At 57.1% G+C, this 17,649-nt stretch carries 15 protein-coding genes; 4 read left to right on the forward strand and 11 right to left on the reverse strand.

The window, feature by feature from the left end; translation table 11 throughout:
* The 11 genes from mraY to leuO form a co-directional block, all read right to left on the reverse strand.
* Positions 1-1,083 carry a phospho-N-acetylmuramoyl-pentapeptide-transferase gene (mraY, locus tag AFK63_RS14985; protein WP_007709802.1) on the reverse strand — a complete coding sequence of 361 codons (1,083 nt, stop codon included), beginning with the start codon at positions 1,081-1,083 and terminating at the stop codon, positions 1-3.
* Entirely contained in the window at positions 1,077-2,435 is a 1,359-nt protein-coding gene (gene murF / locus AFK63_RS14990; RefSeq protein ID WP_038864858.1) for a UDP-N-acetylmuramoyl-tripeptide--D-alanyl-D-alanine ligase, read from the reverse strand. Before murF ends, mraY begins: the two co-directional genes overlap by 7 nt.
* A complete protein-coding gene (murE, locus tag AFK63_RS14995) occupies positions 2,432-3,919 on the reverse strand; it encodes a UDP-N-acetylmuramoyl-L-alanyl-D-glutamate--2,6-diaminopimelate ligase (RefSeq protein WP_038864860.1) in 1,488 nt (495 codons plus the stop codon). The genes murF and murE overlap by 4 nt, the downstream gene beginning before the upstream one ends.
* Positions 3,906-5,669: a peptidoglycan glycosyltransferase FtsI gene (locus AFK63_RS15000; protein WP_038864862.1), complete on the reverse strand. Its 1,764-nt coding sequence runs from the start codon at positions 5,667-5,669 to the stop codon at positions 3,906-3,908. Before AFK63_RS15000 ends, murE begins: the two co-directional genes overlap by 14 nt.
* A gap of 15 nt (positions 5,670-5,684) precedes the next feature.
* Positions 5,685-6,050: a cell division protein FtsL gene (gene ftsL / locus AFK63_RS15005; protein WP_038864865.1), complete on the reverse strand. Its 366-nt coding sequence runs from the start codon at positions 6,048-6,050 to the stop codon at positions 5,685-5,687.
* Positions 6,047-6,988, reverse strand: coding sequence for a 16S rRNA (cytosine(1402)-N(4))-methyltransferase RsmH (gene rsmH, locus AFK63_RS15010; protein ID WP_038864868.1), 942 nt, complete (start codon positions 6,986-6,988; stop codon positions 6,047-6,049). The genes ftsL and rsmH overlap by 4 nt, the downstream gene beginning before the upstream one ends.
* 3 nt (positions 6,989-6,991) lie before the next feature.
* Positions 6,992-7,450: a division/cell wall cluster transcriptional repressor MraZ gene (gene mraZ, locus AFK63_RS15015; protein ID WP_038864871.1), complete on the reverse strand. Its 459-nt coding sequence runs from the start codon at positions 7,448-7,450 to the stop codon at positions 6,992-6,994.
* Between the two features lie 579 nt (positions 7,451-8,029).
* Positions 8,030-9,034 carry a catabolite repressor/activator gene (gene cra / locus AFK63_RS15020; protein WP_038864875.1) on the reverse strand — a complete coding sequence of 335 codons (1,005 nt, stop codon included), beginning with the start codon at positions 9,032-9,034 and terminating at the stop codon, positions 8,030-8,032.
* Positions 9,035-9,213: 179 nt separating this feature from the next.
* A complete protein-coding gene (gene ilvN, locus AFK63_RS15025; RefSeq protein ID WP_004386411.1) occupies positions 9,214-9,705 on the reverse strand; it encodes an acetolactate synthase small subunit in 492 nt (163 codons plus the stop codon).
* A gap of 2 nt (positions 9,706-9,707) precedes the next feature.
* On the reverse strand, positions 9,708-11,432 hold the full coding sequence (ilvI, locus tag AFK63_RS15030; RefSeq protein ID WP_038864878.1) for an acetolactate synthase 3 large subunit: 1,725 nt from the start codon (positions 11,430-11,432) through the stop codon (positions 9,708-9,710).
* Positions 11,433-11,832: 400 nt separating this feature from the next.
* Positions 11,833-12,777: a transcriptional regulator LeuO gene (leuO, locus tag AFK63_RS15035; RefSeq protein WP_038864881.1), complete on the reverse strand. Its 945-nt coding sequence runs from the start codon at positions 12,775-12,777 to the stop codon at positions 11,833-11,835.
* Positions 12,778-13,392: 615 nt separating this feature from the next.
* On the opposite strand from leuO, the gene leuL reads away from it, so the two are divergent.
* The 4 genes from leuL (at position 13,393) to leuC (ending at position 17,643) form a co-directional block, all read left to right on the forward strand.
* Complete coding sequence (leuL, locus tag AFK63_RS21800) at positions 13,393-13,479, forward strand: leu operon leader peptide (RefSeq protein WP_108695679.1); 87 nt, start codon at positions 13,393-13,395, stop codon at positions 13,477-13,479.
* Between the two features lie 98 nt (positions 13,480-13,577).
* On the forward strand, positions 13,578-15,149 hold the full coding sequence (leuA, locus tag AFK63_RS15040) for a 2-isopropylmalate synthase (RefSeq protein WP_038864884.1): 1,572 nt from the start codon (positions 13,578-13,580) through the stop codon (positions 15,147-15,149).
* Entirely contained in the window at positions 15,149-16,240 is a 1,092-nt protein-coding gene (gene leuB, locus AFK63_RS15045; protein ID WP_053531581.1) for a 3-isopropylmalate dehydrogenase, read from the forward strand. Before leuA ends, leuB begins: the two co-directional genes overlap by 1 nt.
* Positions 16,241-16,242: 2 nt before the next feature.
* Positions 16,243-17,643, forward strand: coding sequence for a 3-isopropylmalate dehydratase large subunit (gene leuC / locus AFK63_RS15050; RefSeq protein WP_038864905.1), 1,401 nt, complete (start codon positions 16,243-16,245; stop codon positions 17,641-17,643).
* The last annotated feature ends 6 nt before the right edge of the window (positions 17,644-17,649 follow it).

Raw genomic sequence — 17,649 nt, forward strand, 5'->3', positions numbered from 1 at the left:
TTAACGCACCTTAAGCGTAGCCAGGCCAATCAGCACCAGCATCAGCGAGATAACCCAGAAGCGCACAATGACGCGCGGCTCCGGCCAGCCTTTCAGTTCATAATGGTGATGAATCGGCGCCATACGGAAAATGCGCTGACCACGTAACTTGAAGGAGCCGACCTGCAGGATGACCGACAGGGTTTCCACCACAAAGACGCCGCCCATGATCACCAGCAGGAATTCCTGACGCAGCAGCACGGCGATAATGCCGAGCGCGCCGCCGAGCGCCAGCGAGCCGACATCGCCCATGAAAACCTGAGCCGGATAGGTGTTAAACCACAAAAAGCCAAGCCCCGCGCCGACAATCGCCGTGCAGACAATCACCAGCTCGCCCGCGTGGCGCAGATACGGGATATGCAGATACTCCGCGAACTTGACGTTACCGGTCGCCCAGGCGACCAGCGCGAACCCGGCGGCCACCAGCACGGTCGGCATAATCGCCAGACCATCCAGGCCATCAGTCAGGTTCACTGCGTTCCCTGTGCCAACAATCACGAAATAGGCCAGCAGCACATAGAAAAGACCAAGCTGCGGCATGACATCTTTAAAGAACGGCACGACCAGTTCGGTCGCGGGCGTATCTTTCCCGGTGATATAGAGCGCAAACGCCACGGTCAGCGCAATCACGGACATCCAGAAATATTTCCAGCGGGCGATCAGGCCCTTGGTATCTTTACGCACCACTTTACGGTAATCGTCGACAAACCCCACCGCGCCGTAACCCACCAGCACAAACAGCACGCACCAGACATACGGGTTGGACGGATACGCCCACAGCAACACCGACACCACAATAGAGGTGAGGATCATGATGCCGCCCATCGTCGGCGTGCCTCGTTTGCTGAAGTGCGACTCCGGGCCGTCGTTACGCACGACCTGGCCGAAAGAGAGCTTCTGTAAATGCGCGATCAGGCGCGGCCCCATCCAGAGCGAAATAAACAGCGCGGTCAGCAGGCTGACGATGGCGCGAAACGTCAGGTATGAAAAGACGTTAAAGCCGGAATAATATTTGACCAGATACTCGGCCAGCCACACTAACATGTCCCGTTCTCCTGTAATGCGCGCACCACCTCTTCCATGGCAGCACTACGTGAACCTTTCACTAAAAGGGTGATGATGGAATGCTCGTTGATAAGGGTTCTGAGGCGTGCAACCACGGCCTGCTTATCGCTGAAATGTTCGCCCACGCCGCTGGCGCGGCTGATGGCTTCGCTGAGCGTACCGACGCTCAGAACTTTATCGATGCCCGCGGCTTTCGCCGCCTCGCCCACCTGCTGATGGCAGGCCGCGGCTTCCTCGCCCAGTTCCGCCATATCGCCGACAACCATCACGCGATAGCCAGGCATTTCAGACAGCACCTGCGCCGCAGCGGTCATCGACCCGACGTTGGCGTTATAGCTGTCATCCAGTAGCAGCTGGTTTTCCGCCAGTTGCACCGGGAACAGACGTCCGGGCACCGCTTTCAGCTTCGCCAGACCGGCTTTAATCGCCTGGTGCGGCGCGCCCACGGCCATCGCCAGCGCGGAGGCGGCCAGCGCATTGGCGATGTTATGGCGGCCCGGCAACGGCAGCAGAACGTCAACGTCACCCGTCGGAGTACGCAGCGTAAATTCAGTGCCGTGGCTGGTGATATGAATATTGGTGGCGCTGAAATCGCTGGTAGCGAGGTTCGGCGAGAAACGCCAGACCTTGCGGTTACCAATCACGCTCTGCCAGTTCAGCCAGTCGTTGTTATCAGCGTTCATAATGGCGATGCCGTTTTCCGGCAACCCGGTGAAGATTTCGCCTTTCGCTTTCGCCACACCGGCGAGCGAGCCGAAACCTTCCAGATGCGCCGCCGCCAGGTTGTTTACCAGCGCCGCTTCAGGGCGCGTCAGGCTTACGGTCCAGGCGATTTCGCCCTGATGGTTCGCGCCAAGCTCAATCACCGCGAACTGATGTTCCGGCGTGAGGCGCAGCAGCGTCATCGGCACGCCGATATCGTTATTCAGGTTGCCCGCGGTGTAGAGCGTGTTGCCGCACTCGCCAAGAATGGCGGCGGTCATCTCTTTTACCGAGGTCTTGCCGGAAGAGCCGGTCAGCGCCACCACGCGTGCCGGCATTTGCTGTCTGACCCAGGCGGCCAGTTCGCCGAAGGCGAGGCGGGTATCGGCCACCACCAGTTGCGGCAGAGCGATATCCAGCTTACGGCTTACCAACAGCGCGCCCGCGCCGCCTTCCTGTGCCTGATGGGCGAAATCGTGCGCGTCGAAGCGCTCGCCCTTCAGCGCCACAAACAGACAGCCCGGCGTCAGCTTACGGGTGTCGGTCGTTACCGCGTCGACATCAGCGTCGACGCCATGCAATTCGCCGTTCAGAACAGCGGCGAGCTGGCTCAGAGATACGCGAATCATGCCACTGCTCCCAGCAGACGCGCCGCGGTGACGCGGTCGGAGTAATCAAGTCGGCGGGTGCCGACAATCTGATAATCTTCGTGGCCTTTACCGGCCACCAGCACCACGTCGTTTTCCGACGCCTGCATAATGGCGTTCGTCACCGCCTCAGCGCGGCCTTCAACCACGCGCGCGCGGCCCGCGTCGAGCATGCCGGTAAGGATATCGGCGATAATCGCTTTGGGATCTTCCGTACGCGGGTTGTCGTCAGTCACCACCACGATGTCGGCAAACTGTTCGGCAATCGCCCCCATCAGCGGACGCTTGCCTTTGTCGCGATCGCCGCCGCAGCCGAAGACGCACCAGAGCTTGCCCGTGCAGTGCAGGCGCGCGGCCTGCAACGCTTTTTCTAGCGCGTCCGGCGTGTGCGCGTAATCCACCACTACCGTCGGTTTGCCCGGTGCGCTGAATACTTCCATGCGTCCGTTGACCGGCTGGAGGCGCGGCGCGCTTTCCAGCAGCGCGGCGAGCGGATAGCCCAGCGCCAGCAGCGTCGCGAGCGCCAGCAGAAGATTGCTGACGTTGAATGCCCCCATCAGGCGGCTGTCGATTTCCCCGTCGCCCCAGGAAGAGCTGAAACGCAGGGTCGCGCCGCGGTCGTGGTATTCCACCGCATCGGCACGCAGCCAGCGTCCATGACAGCCTGGATTGATGTTATTTTCCATCGACACCGCTACCGCATCCGGCAGCTTCGCCAGCCAGCGGCGGCCAACTTCATCATCGGCATTAATAATCGCCTGGCCATAGTGATGCGAGGAAAACAGCAGCCATTTCGCCGCTTCGTAATGCTCCATATCGCCGTGATAGTCGAGATGATCGCGGCTTAAATTCGTAAACACGCTGGCGGCGAATTTCAGCGCGGCCACGCGATGCTGCACCAGCCCGTGGGAGGAGACCTCCATCGCGGCAACGCTCGCGCCCTGGTCGGCGAGCCCTGACAGCACATGCTGTACGTCAACCGCCGAGCCGGTTGTATTTTCAGTCGGGCTCACTTTACCCAACAGGCCGTTGCCGACGGTGCCCATCACGGCGCTGGTTTCGCCCAGCAGTTGGCTCCACTGCGCTAACAGTTGCGTGGTCGTGGTTTTGCCGTTAGTGCCCGTCACGCCGATAAGACGCAGGCGTTCAGACGGCTCGTGATAAAAACGCCCCGCCAGCGCCGAAAGGCGTTCGTTGAGCTGGCTTAAATAGATAACCGGCACGCCGTGCATCTCACGGACTTCGCCGTCCGTCGCCTCGCCTTTCGCTTCAGCAACGATGGCAGCTACACCTTGCGCTATCGCCTGCGGGATATACCGACGCCCGTCCGCCTGATGACCGACCACCGCCACAAAGAGATCCCCTGCCGCCGCAACGCGGCTGTCCAGGGTCATCTCCCGCAGAGCTCGCGCAGGGAGACCAGCTACCCACGGAGCGAGAAGGTCGCGCAAATTACGATCTGCCACCTGTTCCCTCTTCTCGATTAATTACAAATTCACTTTTTTCGCCCGTTGTCAGCGCGTCCGGCTCAATGTTCATGGTGCGCAGAACGCCCCCCATGATGGCACCAAAGACCGGCGCGGAAACGGCGCCGCCGTAGTATTTACCCGCCTGCGGATCGTTAATCACCACCACCAGCGCGAAACGCGGATTGCTGGCAGGTGCAACGCCTGCGGTGTAAGCAATGTATTTGTTGATGTATCGTCCGTCCGGCCCGACTTTCTTCGCCGTACCGGTTTTAATCGCAATGCGGTAGCCTTTGATAGCCGCCTTCACGCCGCCACCGCCCGGCAGCGCCACGCTTTCCATCATATGCACCACGGTGCGCACGATGGATTCCGGGAAGATACGCTCGCCTGGTACCGGTGGGTCGACTTTTGTAATAGACAGCGGGCGGTAAACGCCGTAGCTGCCAATCGTCGCGTAGACTCGCGCTAACTGTAACGGCGTTACCATTAGCCCGTAGCCGAATGAGAATGTGGCCCTCTCTATGTCAGACCACCGTTGTTTTTGTGGAAATAAGCCACTGCGTTCTCCGACCAGCCCCAGATTGGTGGACTTGCCGAGTCCAAAACGTGAGTAAGTGTCTACTAACGCTGAGGACGGCATCGCTAACGCCAGCTTGGAAACCCCGACGTTACTCGACTTCTGTAGAACCCCGGTAAGCGTCAGCTCGCTGTAACGGGCGACGTCTTTGATTTCGTGACCATTAATTCGGTAAGGAACGGTGTTAAGCACCGTATTTTCCTGCACCACGCCGCGCTGCAGCGCCGTCATCACTACCATCGGTTTTACGGTGGAGCCCGGCTCGAAAACGTCGGTGATGGTGCGGTTACGCATCACATCTTTCGGCGTGCCGGTAATGTTGTTCGGGTTATAGGAGGGGCTGTTGGCCATCGCCAGCACTTCGCCGGTATTAACGTCCACCAGCACGGCGCTGCCGGATTCCGCCTTGTTAAACGCCACGGCGTTGTTGAGTTCGCGGTAGACCAGCGCCTGCAGGCGTTCGTCGATACTGAGCGCCAGGTTGTGCGCCGCCTGGCTGTCTGTGGAGGAGATATCCTCAATCACGCGGCCATAGCGGTCTTTACGCACGATACGCTCGCCAGGCTGACCGGTGAGCCATTTATCAAAGCTTTTTTCAACGCCTTCGATGCCCTGGCTGTCGACGTTGGTAAAGCCGATGAGGTGAGCGGTCACTGCGCCTGAAGGATAGTAACGGCGCGACTCCTCACGCAAATGAATGCCTGGCAGCTTAAGTTTTTTGATGTAATCGCCAATATCCGGGTTCACCTGACGGGCGAGATAAATAAAGCGGCCTTTCGGGTTAGCGTTGACGCGCGCGGAAAGCTGGTCGAGCGGAATTTTGAGCGCGTCTGAAAGCGCTTTCCAGCGATTATCGAGAGTGATGCCGCCCGCATCGTGCAGCTCTTTCGGATCCGCCCAGATGGCTTTTACCGGCACGCTCACCGCCAGCGGGCGGCCGGAGCGGTCGGTTATCATACCGCGCGCGGTAGACACCTCTTGCACGCGCAGCGAACGCATATCGCCCTGGCGCACCAGCATATCCGGGTCGATGATTTGCAGCCAGGCGACGCGCGCCAGCAGAAATGCCAGAGCCAACAAAATGCAGCCGCAAAGCAACGCAAAACGCCAACTGATAAAGTTGGCCTGTTCTTCCTGACGTTTTGGTTTAAGCGTCTTTGCTGCTTTCATTCGCCTGGTCAGTCCTTATTTCTGCACCACAATATTTTCCTGCGAGGGATCGACATGCTGCATTTGCAGCTTTTCCGTTGCGATCCGTTCAACCCGGCTGTGATCGCCGAGCGCGTTTTCTTCAAGGATCAGGTTGCGCCATTCAATATCCAGCGCGTCGCGCTCCAGCACCAGCTGCTCACGTTGCGCGGTGAGCAAACGGGTATGGTGCGCGGTCGTGACCACGAAGATAGCGGTCACGATAATGGCAATAAACAGACAGAGCGGCAGTTTCCCGTAGCGCAGAAGATCGCCGCCGATCACGGCGGGCAGCGCGTGGCGTTCGGTGCTGGTCAGCGATCCGGTGACTTTGCTGAGGGTTTCTGTCACCCGGCTTATCATGCGCCTGTCCTCTCGGCCACGCGCAATACCGAACTGCGCGCGCGCGGGTTCTCAGCGACTTCGGCCTCGCCCGGCATCAGTTTGCCCAGCGCGCGCAGTTCGCGACCGCCAAGCTTTTGCAACTGCGCTTCGGTCATCGGCAGCCCGGCCGGCACCTGCGGCCCACGGCTCTGCTCACGCATAAAGCGTTTTACCAGCCGATCTTCCAGAGAGTGAAAACTGATGACGGAAAGACGCCCGCCCGGCGCCAGCACGGCCACCGCGCCTTTCAGCGCCTGCTCAATCTCTTCGAGCTCACTGTTCACCCAGATGCGCACCGCCTGGAAAGTTCGGGTGGCGGGGTGCTTGAACTTATCTTTTACCGGTGTGGCCGCCGCCACGACTTCCGCCAGCTCTTTGGTGCGGGTCATCGGCAGCTCGCGGTTGCGCTCAACGATGGCGCGCGCGATACGTTTCGCGAAACGCTCTTCGCCAAAGGTTTTCAGCACCCAGGCGATATCCGCTTCTTCCGCGTTACGCAGCCATTCGGCGGCGGACTGGCCGCGCGTGGGATCCATACGCATATCCAGCGGGCCATCGCGCATAAAAGAGAAGCCGCGTTCAGGATCGTCAAGCTGCGGCGACGAGACGCCGAGATCAAGAAGGATGCCGTCGATTTTGCCCTGTAACTCGCGTTCGCGGACATACTCGCCCAGCGCGGAGAAAGGACCGTGAATGATGGAGAAGCGCGGATCGTCAATGGCAGCGGCCGCCGCAATCGCCTGCGGATCGCGATCGATAGCCAGTAACCGCCCTTGTTCGCCCAGCTGTGAAAGGATCAGACGCGAGTGTCCGCCGCGGCCAAAGGTGCCGTCAATGTAAATGCCGTCTGGACGTATATTCAGGCCGTTGACGGCCTCGTCAAGGAGCACCGTCGTATGTTTATAATTTTCCATCATATTTTATAAAGACAAATCCTGCAGCCGCTCCGACAACACTTCAGAAGATGACTGCTCAGCGTCGATGTCTTCCCTGACCTGTTGATGCCAGGTCGCTTCGTCCCACAGCTCAAATTTGTTGAACTGCCCGACCAGCATCACTTGTTTGGTCAATCCGGCGTGTTGCCGTAACACGGGTGCTAATAAAAGACGGCCCGCGCTGTCCATCTGGCATTCGCTGGCATGGCCCAGCAGCAGGCGCTGCACTCGACGTTCTGCGGGGTTCATGCTCGACAGACGCGACAATTTTTGTTCGATAATTACCCATTCGGGCAAGGTATAAAGCAACAGGCAGGGATGGTGAATATCGATAGTGCAAACCATCTGGCCGGACGAGGCGTCATGCAGTAAATCACGATAGCGCGTCGGAACGGATAGCCGCCCTTTGCTGTCGAGATTAACCAACGTTGCGCCACGAAACATTAAAGCCTCACTGAGCTCTGCCCTTTTTCACCACTTTATCCCACAAAATCCCACCCACCGGAGTTTACGGAGCGGAGGAAAAGCTTGTCAAGCCAGCACCGGGGCCGCCTTCAACAAAAGATTCGGCGCTGACAAAGAGAAAGCGGCAAATAAAATCCCTGCCATCCTGACGAGGCAAAATTAACGCTATGAATATTTGTAAGAAAAATGACGAATACACACAGGACCGTTAAAAACCACTTAATACGATCGGTGAAGAGGACTAAGTGTTGAGTTTGCGACGCGAGCGGCATTTTAAGGTAAAAGCCCTGGAGTTAACAGCGCCTGCTGTGGTTTAGCGCGCTTTTATCTGCCATTCGCGAACTTACTGAAACTAAACTGCTTCCGGCAGCCTCCGCGTCGCGAGAAACAGTTACAAAATTACACATAAGAAATGATTGGTTACGACTAATCCCGGATGAGACATCTCTTCTGCACAGTGCGCAGCGTTCATGTCAGGATGTGTAAAAATGCGCCGGAATTATCCGAATCAAAAGAAAAGGCAGCCAAAGCTGCCTTTTTGCCATTTTCACTGGCGGCTTAACGACGGCTGAGGCTGCCGCGTCGGTAAAGATTGCGGCGAATTCGGGTCAGGCCCGGTCGCGGTTTGCGGGGTTCGTCAAGGCTCGCGAGCACCAGCTCAAGCACGCGTTCCGCCACATCGCGATGACGCTGCGCGACCGCCAGTACCGGACATTGCAGGAAATCGAGCAGTTCATTGTCGCCGAAGGTGGCGATAGCGAGTTCAGACGGGAGGCGCCCTTCGCGCTTGAGCGTCACGTCCATTACGCCCTGCAACAGCGCAAATGAAGTCGTGAACAGCGCCTGCGGCATTGGGTGGGTTTCCAGCCATTTTTCAAACAGCACGGCGGCGGCTTCACGCTCGTAGCTGTTGGCATATAAAAAGTGCACCTCGCGCGGATCGTCTTTCCACGCGCTGCGAAAACCCTGTTCACGCAGGAAGCTCACCGACAGCTCTGGCAGCGCGCCGAGATAAAGTACGGTTTCGGCCGGGAATGTGCGCAGCTCGCTTGCCAGCATTTCGGCATCGTCCTGATCGGCGCCCACGACGCTGGTAAAGTGTTCGCGATCCAGCGCGCGGTCGAGCGCGACGATCGGGAAGGCATCGTTCGCCCAGCGCTGATAAAACGGATGTTCTGGCGGTAAAGAGGTGGAAACGATGATGGCGTCGACCTGTCGCTGCAACAGATGCTCGATGCAGCGCATTTCGTTATCCGGCTGATCTTCAGAGCAGGCGATAAGTAACTGATACCCGCGCTGACGCGCCTGGCGTTCAAGATAGTTGGCAATGCGGGTATAGCTGGTGTTTTCAAGATCGGGGATAACCAGCCCGATGGAGCGCGTGCGTCCTGCGCGCAGGCCTGCGGCGACGGCGTTCGGGTGGTAGTTATGCTCACGCACCACAGCCATCACTTTCTCAACGGTTTTATCACTCACACGGTACTGCCGGGCTTTTCCATTAATGACATAGCTCGCCGTGGTGCGCGACACGCCAGCCAGCCGCGCGATTTCATCCAGTTTCACGTTTGCCCCTTAACAAGAGTGTTACTCCATAACCTTTCAAGGGTTATAAGTTAAAATCCTTAACATCTAAGCGCAGAATAGTACCCTGAGCAACTGCTTTTGCGCGCGCCTGTCGCGCCTGCTGCAAAAAAAAGCCCGGCAGGAACGCCGGGCGGATGCATAACAAGAAGGCAATACGCTTAACGCATAATTTTTTCGCCACGGGAGAGACCAACCACGCCGGAGCGCGCCACTTCCACAATTTTCGCCACATCGCGAATGCTGGCGAGGAACGCGTCGAGCTTTTCGCTGGTGCCCGCGAGCTGCACGGTATAGAGCGACGGCGTAACATCAATAATCTGCCCACGGAAAATTTCGGCGCTGCGCTTCACTTCCTCACGGCCATAGCCGCTCGCCTGGATTTTCACCAGCATGATTTCACGCTCGACATGCGCGCCCTGCCCCAGTTCGCTGACGCGCAGTACATCCACCAGCTTATGCAGCTGCTTTTCAATTTGCTCCAGCACTTTTTCGTCGCCGACCGTCTGGATCGTCATGCGGGAGAGCGTGGGATCGTCAGTAGGGGCCACCGTCAGGCTTTCAATGTTATAGCCACGCTGTGCGAAGAGCCCAATCACGCGAGACAACGAGCCCGATTCGTTTTCCAGTAAAACTGATAATATCCGGCGCATAATCAGGTTCTCTCCGTTTTGCTTAACCACATTTCATCCATTCCGCCGCCGCGAACCTGCATCGGATAGACGTGCTCCGTCCCGTCCACGGTGACATCGACAAACACCAGCCGGTTATTGCGCACATGCTCCAGCGCCTCGCTGAGCTTGCTTTCGAGCTCTTCCGGGCGGGTAATGGAAATCCCGACATGCCCGTAAGCCTCGGCCAGGCGGACGAAATCAGGTAGCGATTCCATATAAGACTGCGAGTGGCGGCCAGAATAGATCATATCCTGCCACTGCTTCACCATGCCCAGATAACGGTTGTTCAGGTTAAGCACCAGCACCGGCAGTTCATATTGCAGCGCGGTGGAGAGCTCCTGAATATTCATCTGAATACTGCCGTCGCCGGTCACGCACACGACTGTCTCTTCCGGCAGCGCCAGCTTCACGCCGAGCGCCGCCGGCAGGCCAAAGCCCATCGTCCCGAGACCGCCGGAGTTTATCCAGCGGCGTGGTTTATCAAAGGTGTAATACAGCGCGGCAAACATCTGATGCTGGCCGACATCGGACGTCACATAAGCGTCGCCGTTAGTCAGACGATACAGCGTTTCGATAGCCGCCTGCGGTTTAATGCTGCCGCTTTCGCGGTCGTAATTCAGGCACTGACGGGCGCGCCACTGCTCGATATGCTGCCACCAGTCGCGGAGGTCGTCGAGCGGCTGCTGGCTCTCTTCCTGGCCCAGCAGCTCCAGCATCTGGCTCAGCACCTGGCGCGCATCGCCGACAATAGGTACATCCGCCGCCACGGTTTTGGAGATAGACGTCGGGTCGATATCAATATGCAGCACGGTCGCGTTGGGGCAGTACTTCGCCAGATTGTTGGTCGTGCGGTCGTCAAAGCGCACGCCGACGGCGAAAATCACATCGGCGTTATGCATCGTCATGTTGGCTTCAAAGGTGCCGTGCATCCCCAGCATACCCAGCGCCTGACGATGCGTGCCGGGAAATGCGCCCAGCCCCATTAATGAAGAGACCACCGGCACGTTAAGCTTTTCCGCCACCGCGCGCAGTTCGTTTTCGCACGCCGCCGTAATAGCGCCGCCGCCCACGTACATCACCGGTTTTTTCGCGGCGACAAGAGTCTGCAGGGCGCGTTTGATCTGCCCTTTGTGGCCTTGCGTGGTCGGGTTGTAAGAACGCATGCTGACGGTGTCCGGCCAGACATAAGGCAGTTTTTTGGCTGGATTCAGAATATCTTTCGGCAGATCCACCACCACCGGGCCCGGTCTGCCGCTCGCGGCGAGCCAGAACGCTTTTTTCAGCACCGTCGGGATATCTTCGGTCTGCTTCACCAGAAAGCTGTGTTTCACCACCGGGCGGGAGATCCCCACCATGTCGCACTCCTGAAAAGCGTCATAGCCAATCAGCGAGGTCGCCACCTGGCCTGATAGCACCACAAGCGGAATGGAGTCCATATAAGCCGTGGCGATACCGGTAATCGCGTTGGTGGCGCCAGGGCCGGAGGTCACCAGCACCACGCCCACCTCTCCGGTTGCGCGCGCCAGACCATCCGCCATATGCACCGCGGCTTGTTCATGGCGCACCAGCACATGATCAATCCCGCCAACGGTGTGCAGCGCGTCATAAATGTCGAGCACGGCACCACCGGGATAACCGAACACTTGCTTCACGCCCTGATCGATAAGCGATCGGACGACCATCTCGGCTCCAGACAACATCTCCATGGTTTGCCTCCAGGCTTTTGTTTACGGACTGACGGCAGAAGTCATTTTCCGCACGGTCACTGGTACAGGTGTGATGTCCTGTCGTTAATTATCGTTATGCGTCTCCCTAACATAACCGCTGAAAATGAGGCAGGCAATTAGCAATCGGGTGCCGCGCCGCGCGCGAAATTCCTGCGCGCCGCTGAAGAAAAGCGGTTAAACGGAGAGATATGCTGAATATAAGCGGCGCTTATGACCGTAAATTTCGTGAGGCTCATTCCTGACAGTGATAAATCAAATAATCAGGAGGATAAACAGAGGCGCAGCGAGGCGGTAAATCAGGGCAGGATAAAATGCTACAAAAGACAATAATAAAAGAAAAACGGGCGGTCATGACCGCCCGATGAGCCTTAACGGCGCGTCAGCGACGGCAGACGTTGGATAACAGCTCCTCCATCCATTGATGGCCCTTATCGCGCCCGGCCGCTTCATGCCAGGAGAGATAACAGGTGCGGCTGTTTAATTTAAACGGCAGCGGCATAATTTGCAGTTGCAGGGTATGTTCATAATCCTGCGCCAGCCAGCGCGGGGCGATAGTCACCAGATTGGTACGCGACACGACATTCAGCACGCTGGTCATCGCCATTCCCTGATAAGCAATCGCGGCCTGTTTTTCTGTGGTGTCATACCACGGCAGGCTAAAAGAACTAAAGCGATCTAACGCCACGACCGCATGCTGCTCTTTAAACACTTCGCTTTCGCGTAACAGGTTATCTTTACGCGGATGACTTTGGCTGCTCACCAGCACCATTTCATCTTTAAATAGCGGAACGCAGGTAAACTCCGGACGGCGAAATTCGTCATAGCCGATAACAAATTCCGTCTCCTGATAGCGCAACTGATGTTCAATGTTCTGATTCAGCGAAGATTTAAATACTAAATGAATATTGGGCGCGATATTCATTACGCTGTTATAAATAATCGACGTCAGCAGATTATCCAGCGGACTGCATACACAAAGGTTAAACAGCCTTTCGCTGCTGAGCGGTTCAAAGCCGGAGCCCGGCAATTCATTTTGCACCAGTTGAAGCGCCTGACGAATCGATCCGAACAGCTGGCATGCCCGAACGGTCGGCTGGATGCCGCGCCCGTAACGTACGAATAATTCGTCATTAAACATCACCTTAAGGCGCGCCACGGCGTTGCTGACGGCAGGCTGGGACATGCCCAGCAAATGCGCGGCGCGGGTAATATTTTGCTCCTGCATCACCGCATCAAAAACCGTCAACAAATTAAGATCGACCGTGCGTAATTGAGGCTTCAGCCCCTCAGATACGGGTGAATTATCAATATGATCACCAGACATAATTTACTCCACTGATACATTATTCCCTTTGCATGCATTACCCAAAAAATTCCGTTTTCATGTAGCAATCTCAGGCAAAAGAGGAGGTTCAAATTTTCATAAAAGCCGTTTGGTTTGCAATAAAAGATCATTAATAGACAATAAAGCTAACTCCCCTGACACTTTTAGACTTTGTTTATCATGACTTTCTCTTTACGGCGTGATCAAATCATAAAAAAGACGAATAAACAATAATTCACTTTATGAATTATCAATTAAGTTTTAGTAACTTCTTCTCTTTTCTCATAAATGATGACCCGTCGTTTTCAGAAAATCTGTTTAAAAGAGAAAACTCACTTATCCGCCGCCGCAATTAATTGTTTTGATGAATATTTTAATGCCATCGGAACGGCAAAAAATGACCATAAAGAGGCACTCCGCATACATGAATACTTACGCCTCGCTTAATTTATAGATATGTTTTATACAAATGCGATTACCCAGCATAATCCACTAAATCCGCTTACTGCGGGGCGCTGGCGCATTAACTGTAGAATTAAGGACAGGGGGTTGACATGGCCGGCGCTATCCAGTACCACTAAAAGCCTATTAACGCTTTTATTCGGGACGTGAGTCATGATTCGCATCGTTCGTTTTGCTGGTCTACTACTACTAAACGCATCTTCAGTGCGCGGTAGACTGGTGCGCGACGTTCGGCGATAACGCTTGAGTCAGGTCATCAGAAATACGAAAACCCGCGCCGCTGCGCGGGTTTTTTTATGCTCACGCAAGGCGCCTCAGGACAAATAAGGACACCAACCATGAGCCAGCAAGTCATTATTTTTGATACCACGTTGCGTGACGGTGAGCAGGCGCTGCAGGCGAGCCTGAGCGTAAAGGAAAAGCTGCAAATCGCGCTGGCGCTTGAGCGTATGCGTGTCGATGTTATGGAAGTCGGGTTTCCGGTCTCCTCGCCAGGCGATTTCGAGTCGGTACAGACGATTGCCCGCCAGGTGAAAAACAGCCGCGTCTGCGCGCTGGCCCGCTGCGTGGAAAAAGATATCGACGTGGCGGCGGAATCCCTGAAAGTGGCCGAGGCGTTTCGTATTCACACCTTTATCGCCACCTCGCCTATGCATATCGCCACCAAGCTGCGCAGCACGCTGGACGAGGTTATCGAACGCGCCGTTTATATGGTCAAACGCGCCCGTAACTATACCGACGATGTCGAGTTCTCCTGCGAAGACGCTGGTCGCACCCCGATCGAGGATCTGGCGCGCGTCGTGGAAGCCGCCATCAACGCGGGCGCCACCACTATTAATATCCCGGACACCGTCGGCTACACCCTGCCTTTCGAATTCAGCAACATCATCACGGGCCTGTATGAGCGCGTACCCAATATCGACAAAGCCATTATCTCCGTGCATACCCATGACGATCTGGGTATGGCCGTCGGCAACGCCATGGCCGCCGTCCACGCGGGCGCGCGTCAGGTTGAAGGCACGCTGAACGGTATTGGCGAGCGTGCGGGCAACTGCGCGCTGGAAGAAGTCATTATGGCTATCAAGCTGCGCCAGAATCTGCTCAACGTCCACACTACGATTAACCATCAGGAGATTTGGCGCACCAGCCAGACCGTCAGCCAGATCTGCAATATGCCGATCCCGGCGAACAAAGCGGTGGTCGGCGCCGGTGCGTTTGCCCACTCCTCCGGCATCCATCAGGACGGCGTGCTGAAAAACCGCGAAAACTACGAAATCATGACGCCGGAATCCATCGGCCTGAATCAGGTGCAATTGAACCTCACGTCCCGCTCCGGCCGCGCCGCCGTGAAGCACCGTATGGAGGAGATGGGTTACCAGGAAAGCGACTACAACCTGGATAACCTGTACGACGCTTTCCTGAAGCTGGCGGACAAAAAAGGCCAGGTATTTGATTATGATCTGGAAGCGCTGGCCTTTATCAATAAACAGCAGGAAGAGCCGGAGCATTTCCGTCTGGAATACTTTAGCGTGCAGTCCGGCTCCAGCGCGATGGCGACCGCGTCCGTCAAGCTCGCCTGCGGCGAGGAAGTGAAAGCCGAAGCCGCCAACGGTAACGGCCCGGTTGACGCGGTCTATCAGGCCATCAACCGCATTACCGATTACGACATTGAACTGGTGAAATACCAGTTAGGCGCGAAAGGCCACGGCAAAAACGCGCTGGGCCAGGTAGATATCGTAGTCAGCTATAACGGCCGTCACTTCCACGGCGTGGGCCTGACCACCGATATCGTCGAGTCCTCCGCCCGCGCGATGATCAACGTGCTGAACAATATCTGGCGCGCCGGCGAAGTCGAGAAAGAGTTGCAACGCAAAGCACAGAATAAAGAACACAACCAGGAAACCGTGTGATGTCTAAAAATTATCATATTGCAGTTTTGCCGGGCGACGGTATTGGCCCGGAAGTGATGGCGCAAGCCCTGAAAGTACTGGATGCAGTTCGTGGCCGTTTTGATATGCGTATCACCACCAGCCACTATGACGTCGGCGGCATCGCCATCGATCGTCACGGCAACCCGCTGCCGCAGGCGACGGTAGAAGGCTGCGAACAGGCCGACGCCATTCTGTTCGGCTCAGTCGGCGGCCCGAAGTGGGAAAATCTGCCCCCGGCGCAGCAGCCGGAGCGCGGCGCGCTGCTGCCGCTGCGTAAACACTTCAAGCTGTTCAGCAACCTGCGCCCGGCGAAGCTCTACCCGGGCCTGGAAGAATTCTGCCCGCTGCGCGCCGATATCGCCGCCAACGGCTTTGACATCCTCTGCGTGCGCGAGCTGACCGGCGGCATCTACTTCGGCCAGCCGAAAGGCCGTGAAGGCAGCGGCATGCATGAAAAAGCGTTCGACACCGAGGTTTATCACCGTTTTGAAATTGAACGCATTGCACGCATCGCCTTTGAGTCCGCGCGCAAGCGCCGCAATAAAGTGACCTCAATTGATAAAGCGAACGTGTTGCAAACGTCCTTGCTGTGGCGCGAAATCGTCAATGAAATCGCCAAAGAGTATCCGGATGTCGAGCTGTCGCACATGTATATCGACAACGCCACCATGCAGCTGATTAAAGATCCCTCGCAATTCGATGTGCTGCTCTGCTCCAACCTGTTCGGCGATATTCTCTCTGACGAGTGCGCGATGATCACAGGCTCGATGGGTATGCTGCCTTCCGCCAGCCTTAACGAGCAGGGCTTCGGCCTGTACGAGCCCGCAGGCGGCTCCGCGCCGGATATCGCCGGTAAAAATATTGCTAATCCGATTGCCCAGATCCTGTCGCTCTCGCTGCTGCTGCGCTATAGCCTGGAAGCCGATGACGCGGCGACGGCTATCGAACACGCCATTAACCGCGCGCTGGAAGAAGGCGTGCGTACCGGCGACCTGGCCCGCGGCGGTCAGGCTGTCAGCACCGATGAAATGGGCGATATCATCGCCCGCTATGTGGCCGAAGGGGTGTAATCATGGCAAAGACTTTATATCAAAAGCTGTTTGACGCTCACGTGGTGTATGAAGCGCCAAACGAAACGCCGCTGCTCTACATCGACCGCCATCTGGTGCATGAAGTGACCTCTCCGCAGGCGTTCGATGGCCTGCGCGCGCATGGCCGCCCGGTGCGCCAGCCGCGTAAAACTTTCGCGACGATGGATCACAACGTCTCCACCCAGACGAAAGACATCAACGCCTCCGGCGAAATGGCTCGCATCCAGATGCAGGAGCTTATCAAGAACTGCAACGAGTTTGGCGTCGAGCTCTATGATCTGAACCACCCGTATCAGGGCATCGTGCATGTGATGGGGCCGGAACAGGGCATCACTCTGCCAGGCATGACCATCGTCTGCGGCGATTCGCACACCGCCACTCACGGCGCATTCGGCGCGCTGGCGTTCGGTATCGGCACCTCGGAAGTGGAGCATGTGCTGGCGACGCAGACGCTCAAACAGGGCCGCGCGAAGACCATGAAAATTGAAGTCAACGGCACGGCCGCGCCTGGCATCACCGCGAAAGACATCGTGCTTGCGATCATCGGTAAAACCGGCAGTGCGGGCGGCACCGGCTATGTGGTGGAATTCTGCGGCGACGCTATCCGCGCGCTGAGCATGGAAGGCCGCATGACGCTGTGCAATATGGCGATTGAAATGGGCGCCAAAGCGGGCCTGGTGGCACCGGATGAGACCACATTCAACTATGTGAAAGGCCGTCTGCATGCGCCGAAGGGCCAGGATTTTGCGGATGCCGTGGAATACTGGAAGACGCTGAAAACCGACGACGGCGCGCAGTTTGACGCCGTAGTGACGCTGAATGCCGAAGATATCGCGCCGCAGGTGACCTGGGGCACCAACCCAGGCCAGGTGATTTCTGTGACCGACGCCATTCCCGATCCGGCGTCATTCGCCGATCCGGTTGAGCGCGCCTCTGCCGAGAAAGCGCTGGCCTATATGGGCCTGAAAGCAGGCGTGCCGCTGACCGACGTGGCTATCGATAAAGTGTTTATCGGCTCCTGCACCAACTCGCGCATTGAAGATTTACGCGCGGCGGCGGAAATCGCCAAAGGCCGTAAAGTGGCGCCGGGCGTCCAGGCGCTGGTGGTGCCAGGCTCCGGGCCGGTAAAAGCGCAGGCCGAAGCCGAAGGGCTGGATAAGATCTTCATCGAGGCGGGCTTTGAGTGGCGCCTGCCCGGCTGCTCTATGTGCCTTGCGATGAACAATGACCGCCTGAATCCGGGCGAGCGCTGCGCCTCCACCAGCAACCGTAACTTTGAAGGCCGTCAGGGCCGCGGCGGACGCACCCACCTGGTCAGCCCGGCAATGGCCGCTGCCGCCGCCGTTACCGGCCGTTTCGCCGATATCCGTAGCCTGAAATAAGGGGAA

The sequence above is a fragment of the Cronobacter muytjensii ATCC 51329 genome (assembly GCF_001277195.1).
GTDB lineage: Bacteria > Pseudomonadota > Gammaproteobacteria > Enterobacterales > Enterobacteriaceae > Cronobacter > Cronobacter muytjensii.

What these genes read in the sequence shown, in the direction of transcription:
- rsmH (WP_038864868.1), bottom strand. Translation starts at nt 6,988, where the DNA reads ATGATGGAAAATTATAAACATACGACGGTGCTCCTTGACGAGGCCGTC.
- mraZ (WP_038864871.1), bottom strand. Translation starts at nt 7,450, where the DNA reads ATGTTTCGTGGCGCAACGTTGGTTAATCTCGACAGCAAAGGGCGGCTA.
- leuC (WP_038864905.1), top strand. Translation starts at nt 16,243, where the DNA reads ATGGCAAAGACTTTATATCAAAAGCTGTTTGACGCTCACGTGGTGTAT.
- leuB (WP_053531581.1), top strand. Translation starts at nt 15,149, where the DNA reads ATGTCTAAAAATTATCATATTGCAGTTTTGCCGGGCGACGGTATTGGC.
- ilvN (WP_004386411.1), bottom strand. Translation starts at nt 9,705, where the DNA reads ATGCGCCGGATATTATCAGTTTTACTGGAAAACGAATCGGGCTCGTTG.
- murF (WP_038864858.1), bottom strand. Translation starts at nt 2,435, where the DNA reads ATGATTCGCGTATCTCTGAGCCAGCTCGCCGCTGTTCTGAACGGCGAA.
- ilvI (WP_038864878.1), bottom strand. Translation starts at nt 11,432, where the DNA reads ATGGAGATGTTGTCTGGAGCCGAGATGGTCGTCCGATCGCTTATCGAT.
- AFK63_RS15000 (WP_038864862.1), bottom strand. Translation starts at nt 5,669, where the DNA reads ATGAAAGCAGCAAAGACGCTTAAACCAAAACGTCAGGAAGAACAGGCC.
- ftsL (WP_038864865.1), bottom strand. Translation starts at nt 6,050, where the DNA reads ATGATAAGCCGGGTGACAGAAACCCTCAGCAAAGTCACCGGATCGCTG.
- leuA (WP_038864884.1), top strand. Translation starts at nt 13,578, where the DNA reads ATGAGCCAGCAAGTCATTATTTTTGATACCACGTTGCGTGACGGTGAG.
- mraY (WP_007709802.1), bottom strand. Translation starts at nt 1,083, where the DNA reads ATGTTAGTGTGGCTGGCCGAGTATCTGGTCAAATATTATTCCGGCTTT.
- leuL (WP_108695679.1), top strand. Translation starts at nt 13,393, where the DNA reads ATGATTCGCATCGTTCGTTTTGCTGGTCTACTACTACTAAACGCATCT.
- leuO (WP_038864881.1), bottom strand. Translation starts at nt 12,777, where the DNA reads ATGTCTGGTGATCATATTGATAATTCACCCGTATCTGAGGGGCTGAAG.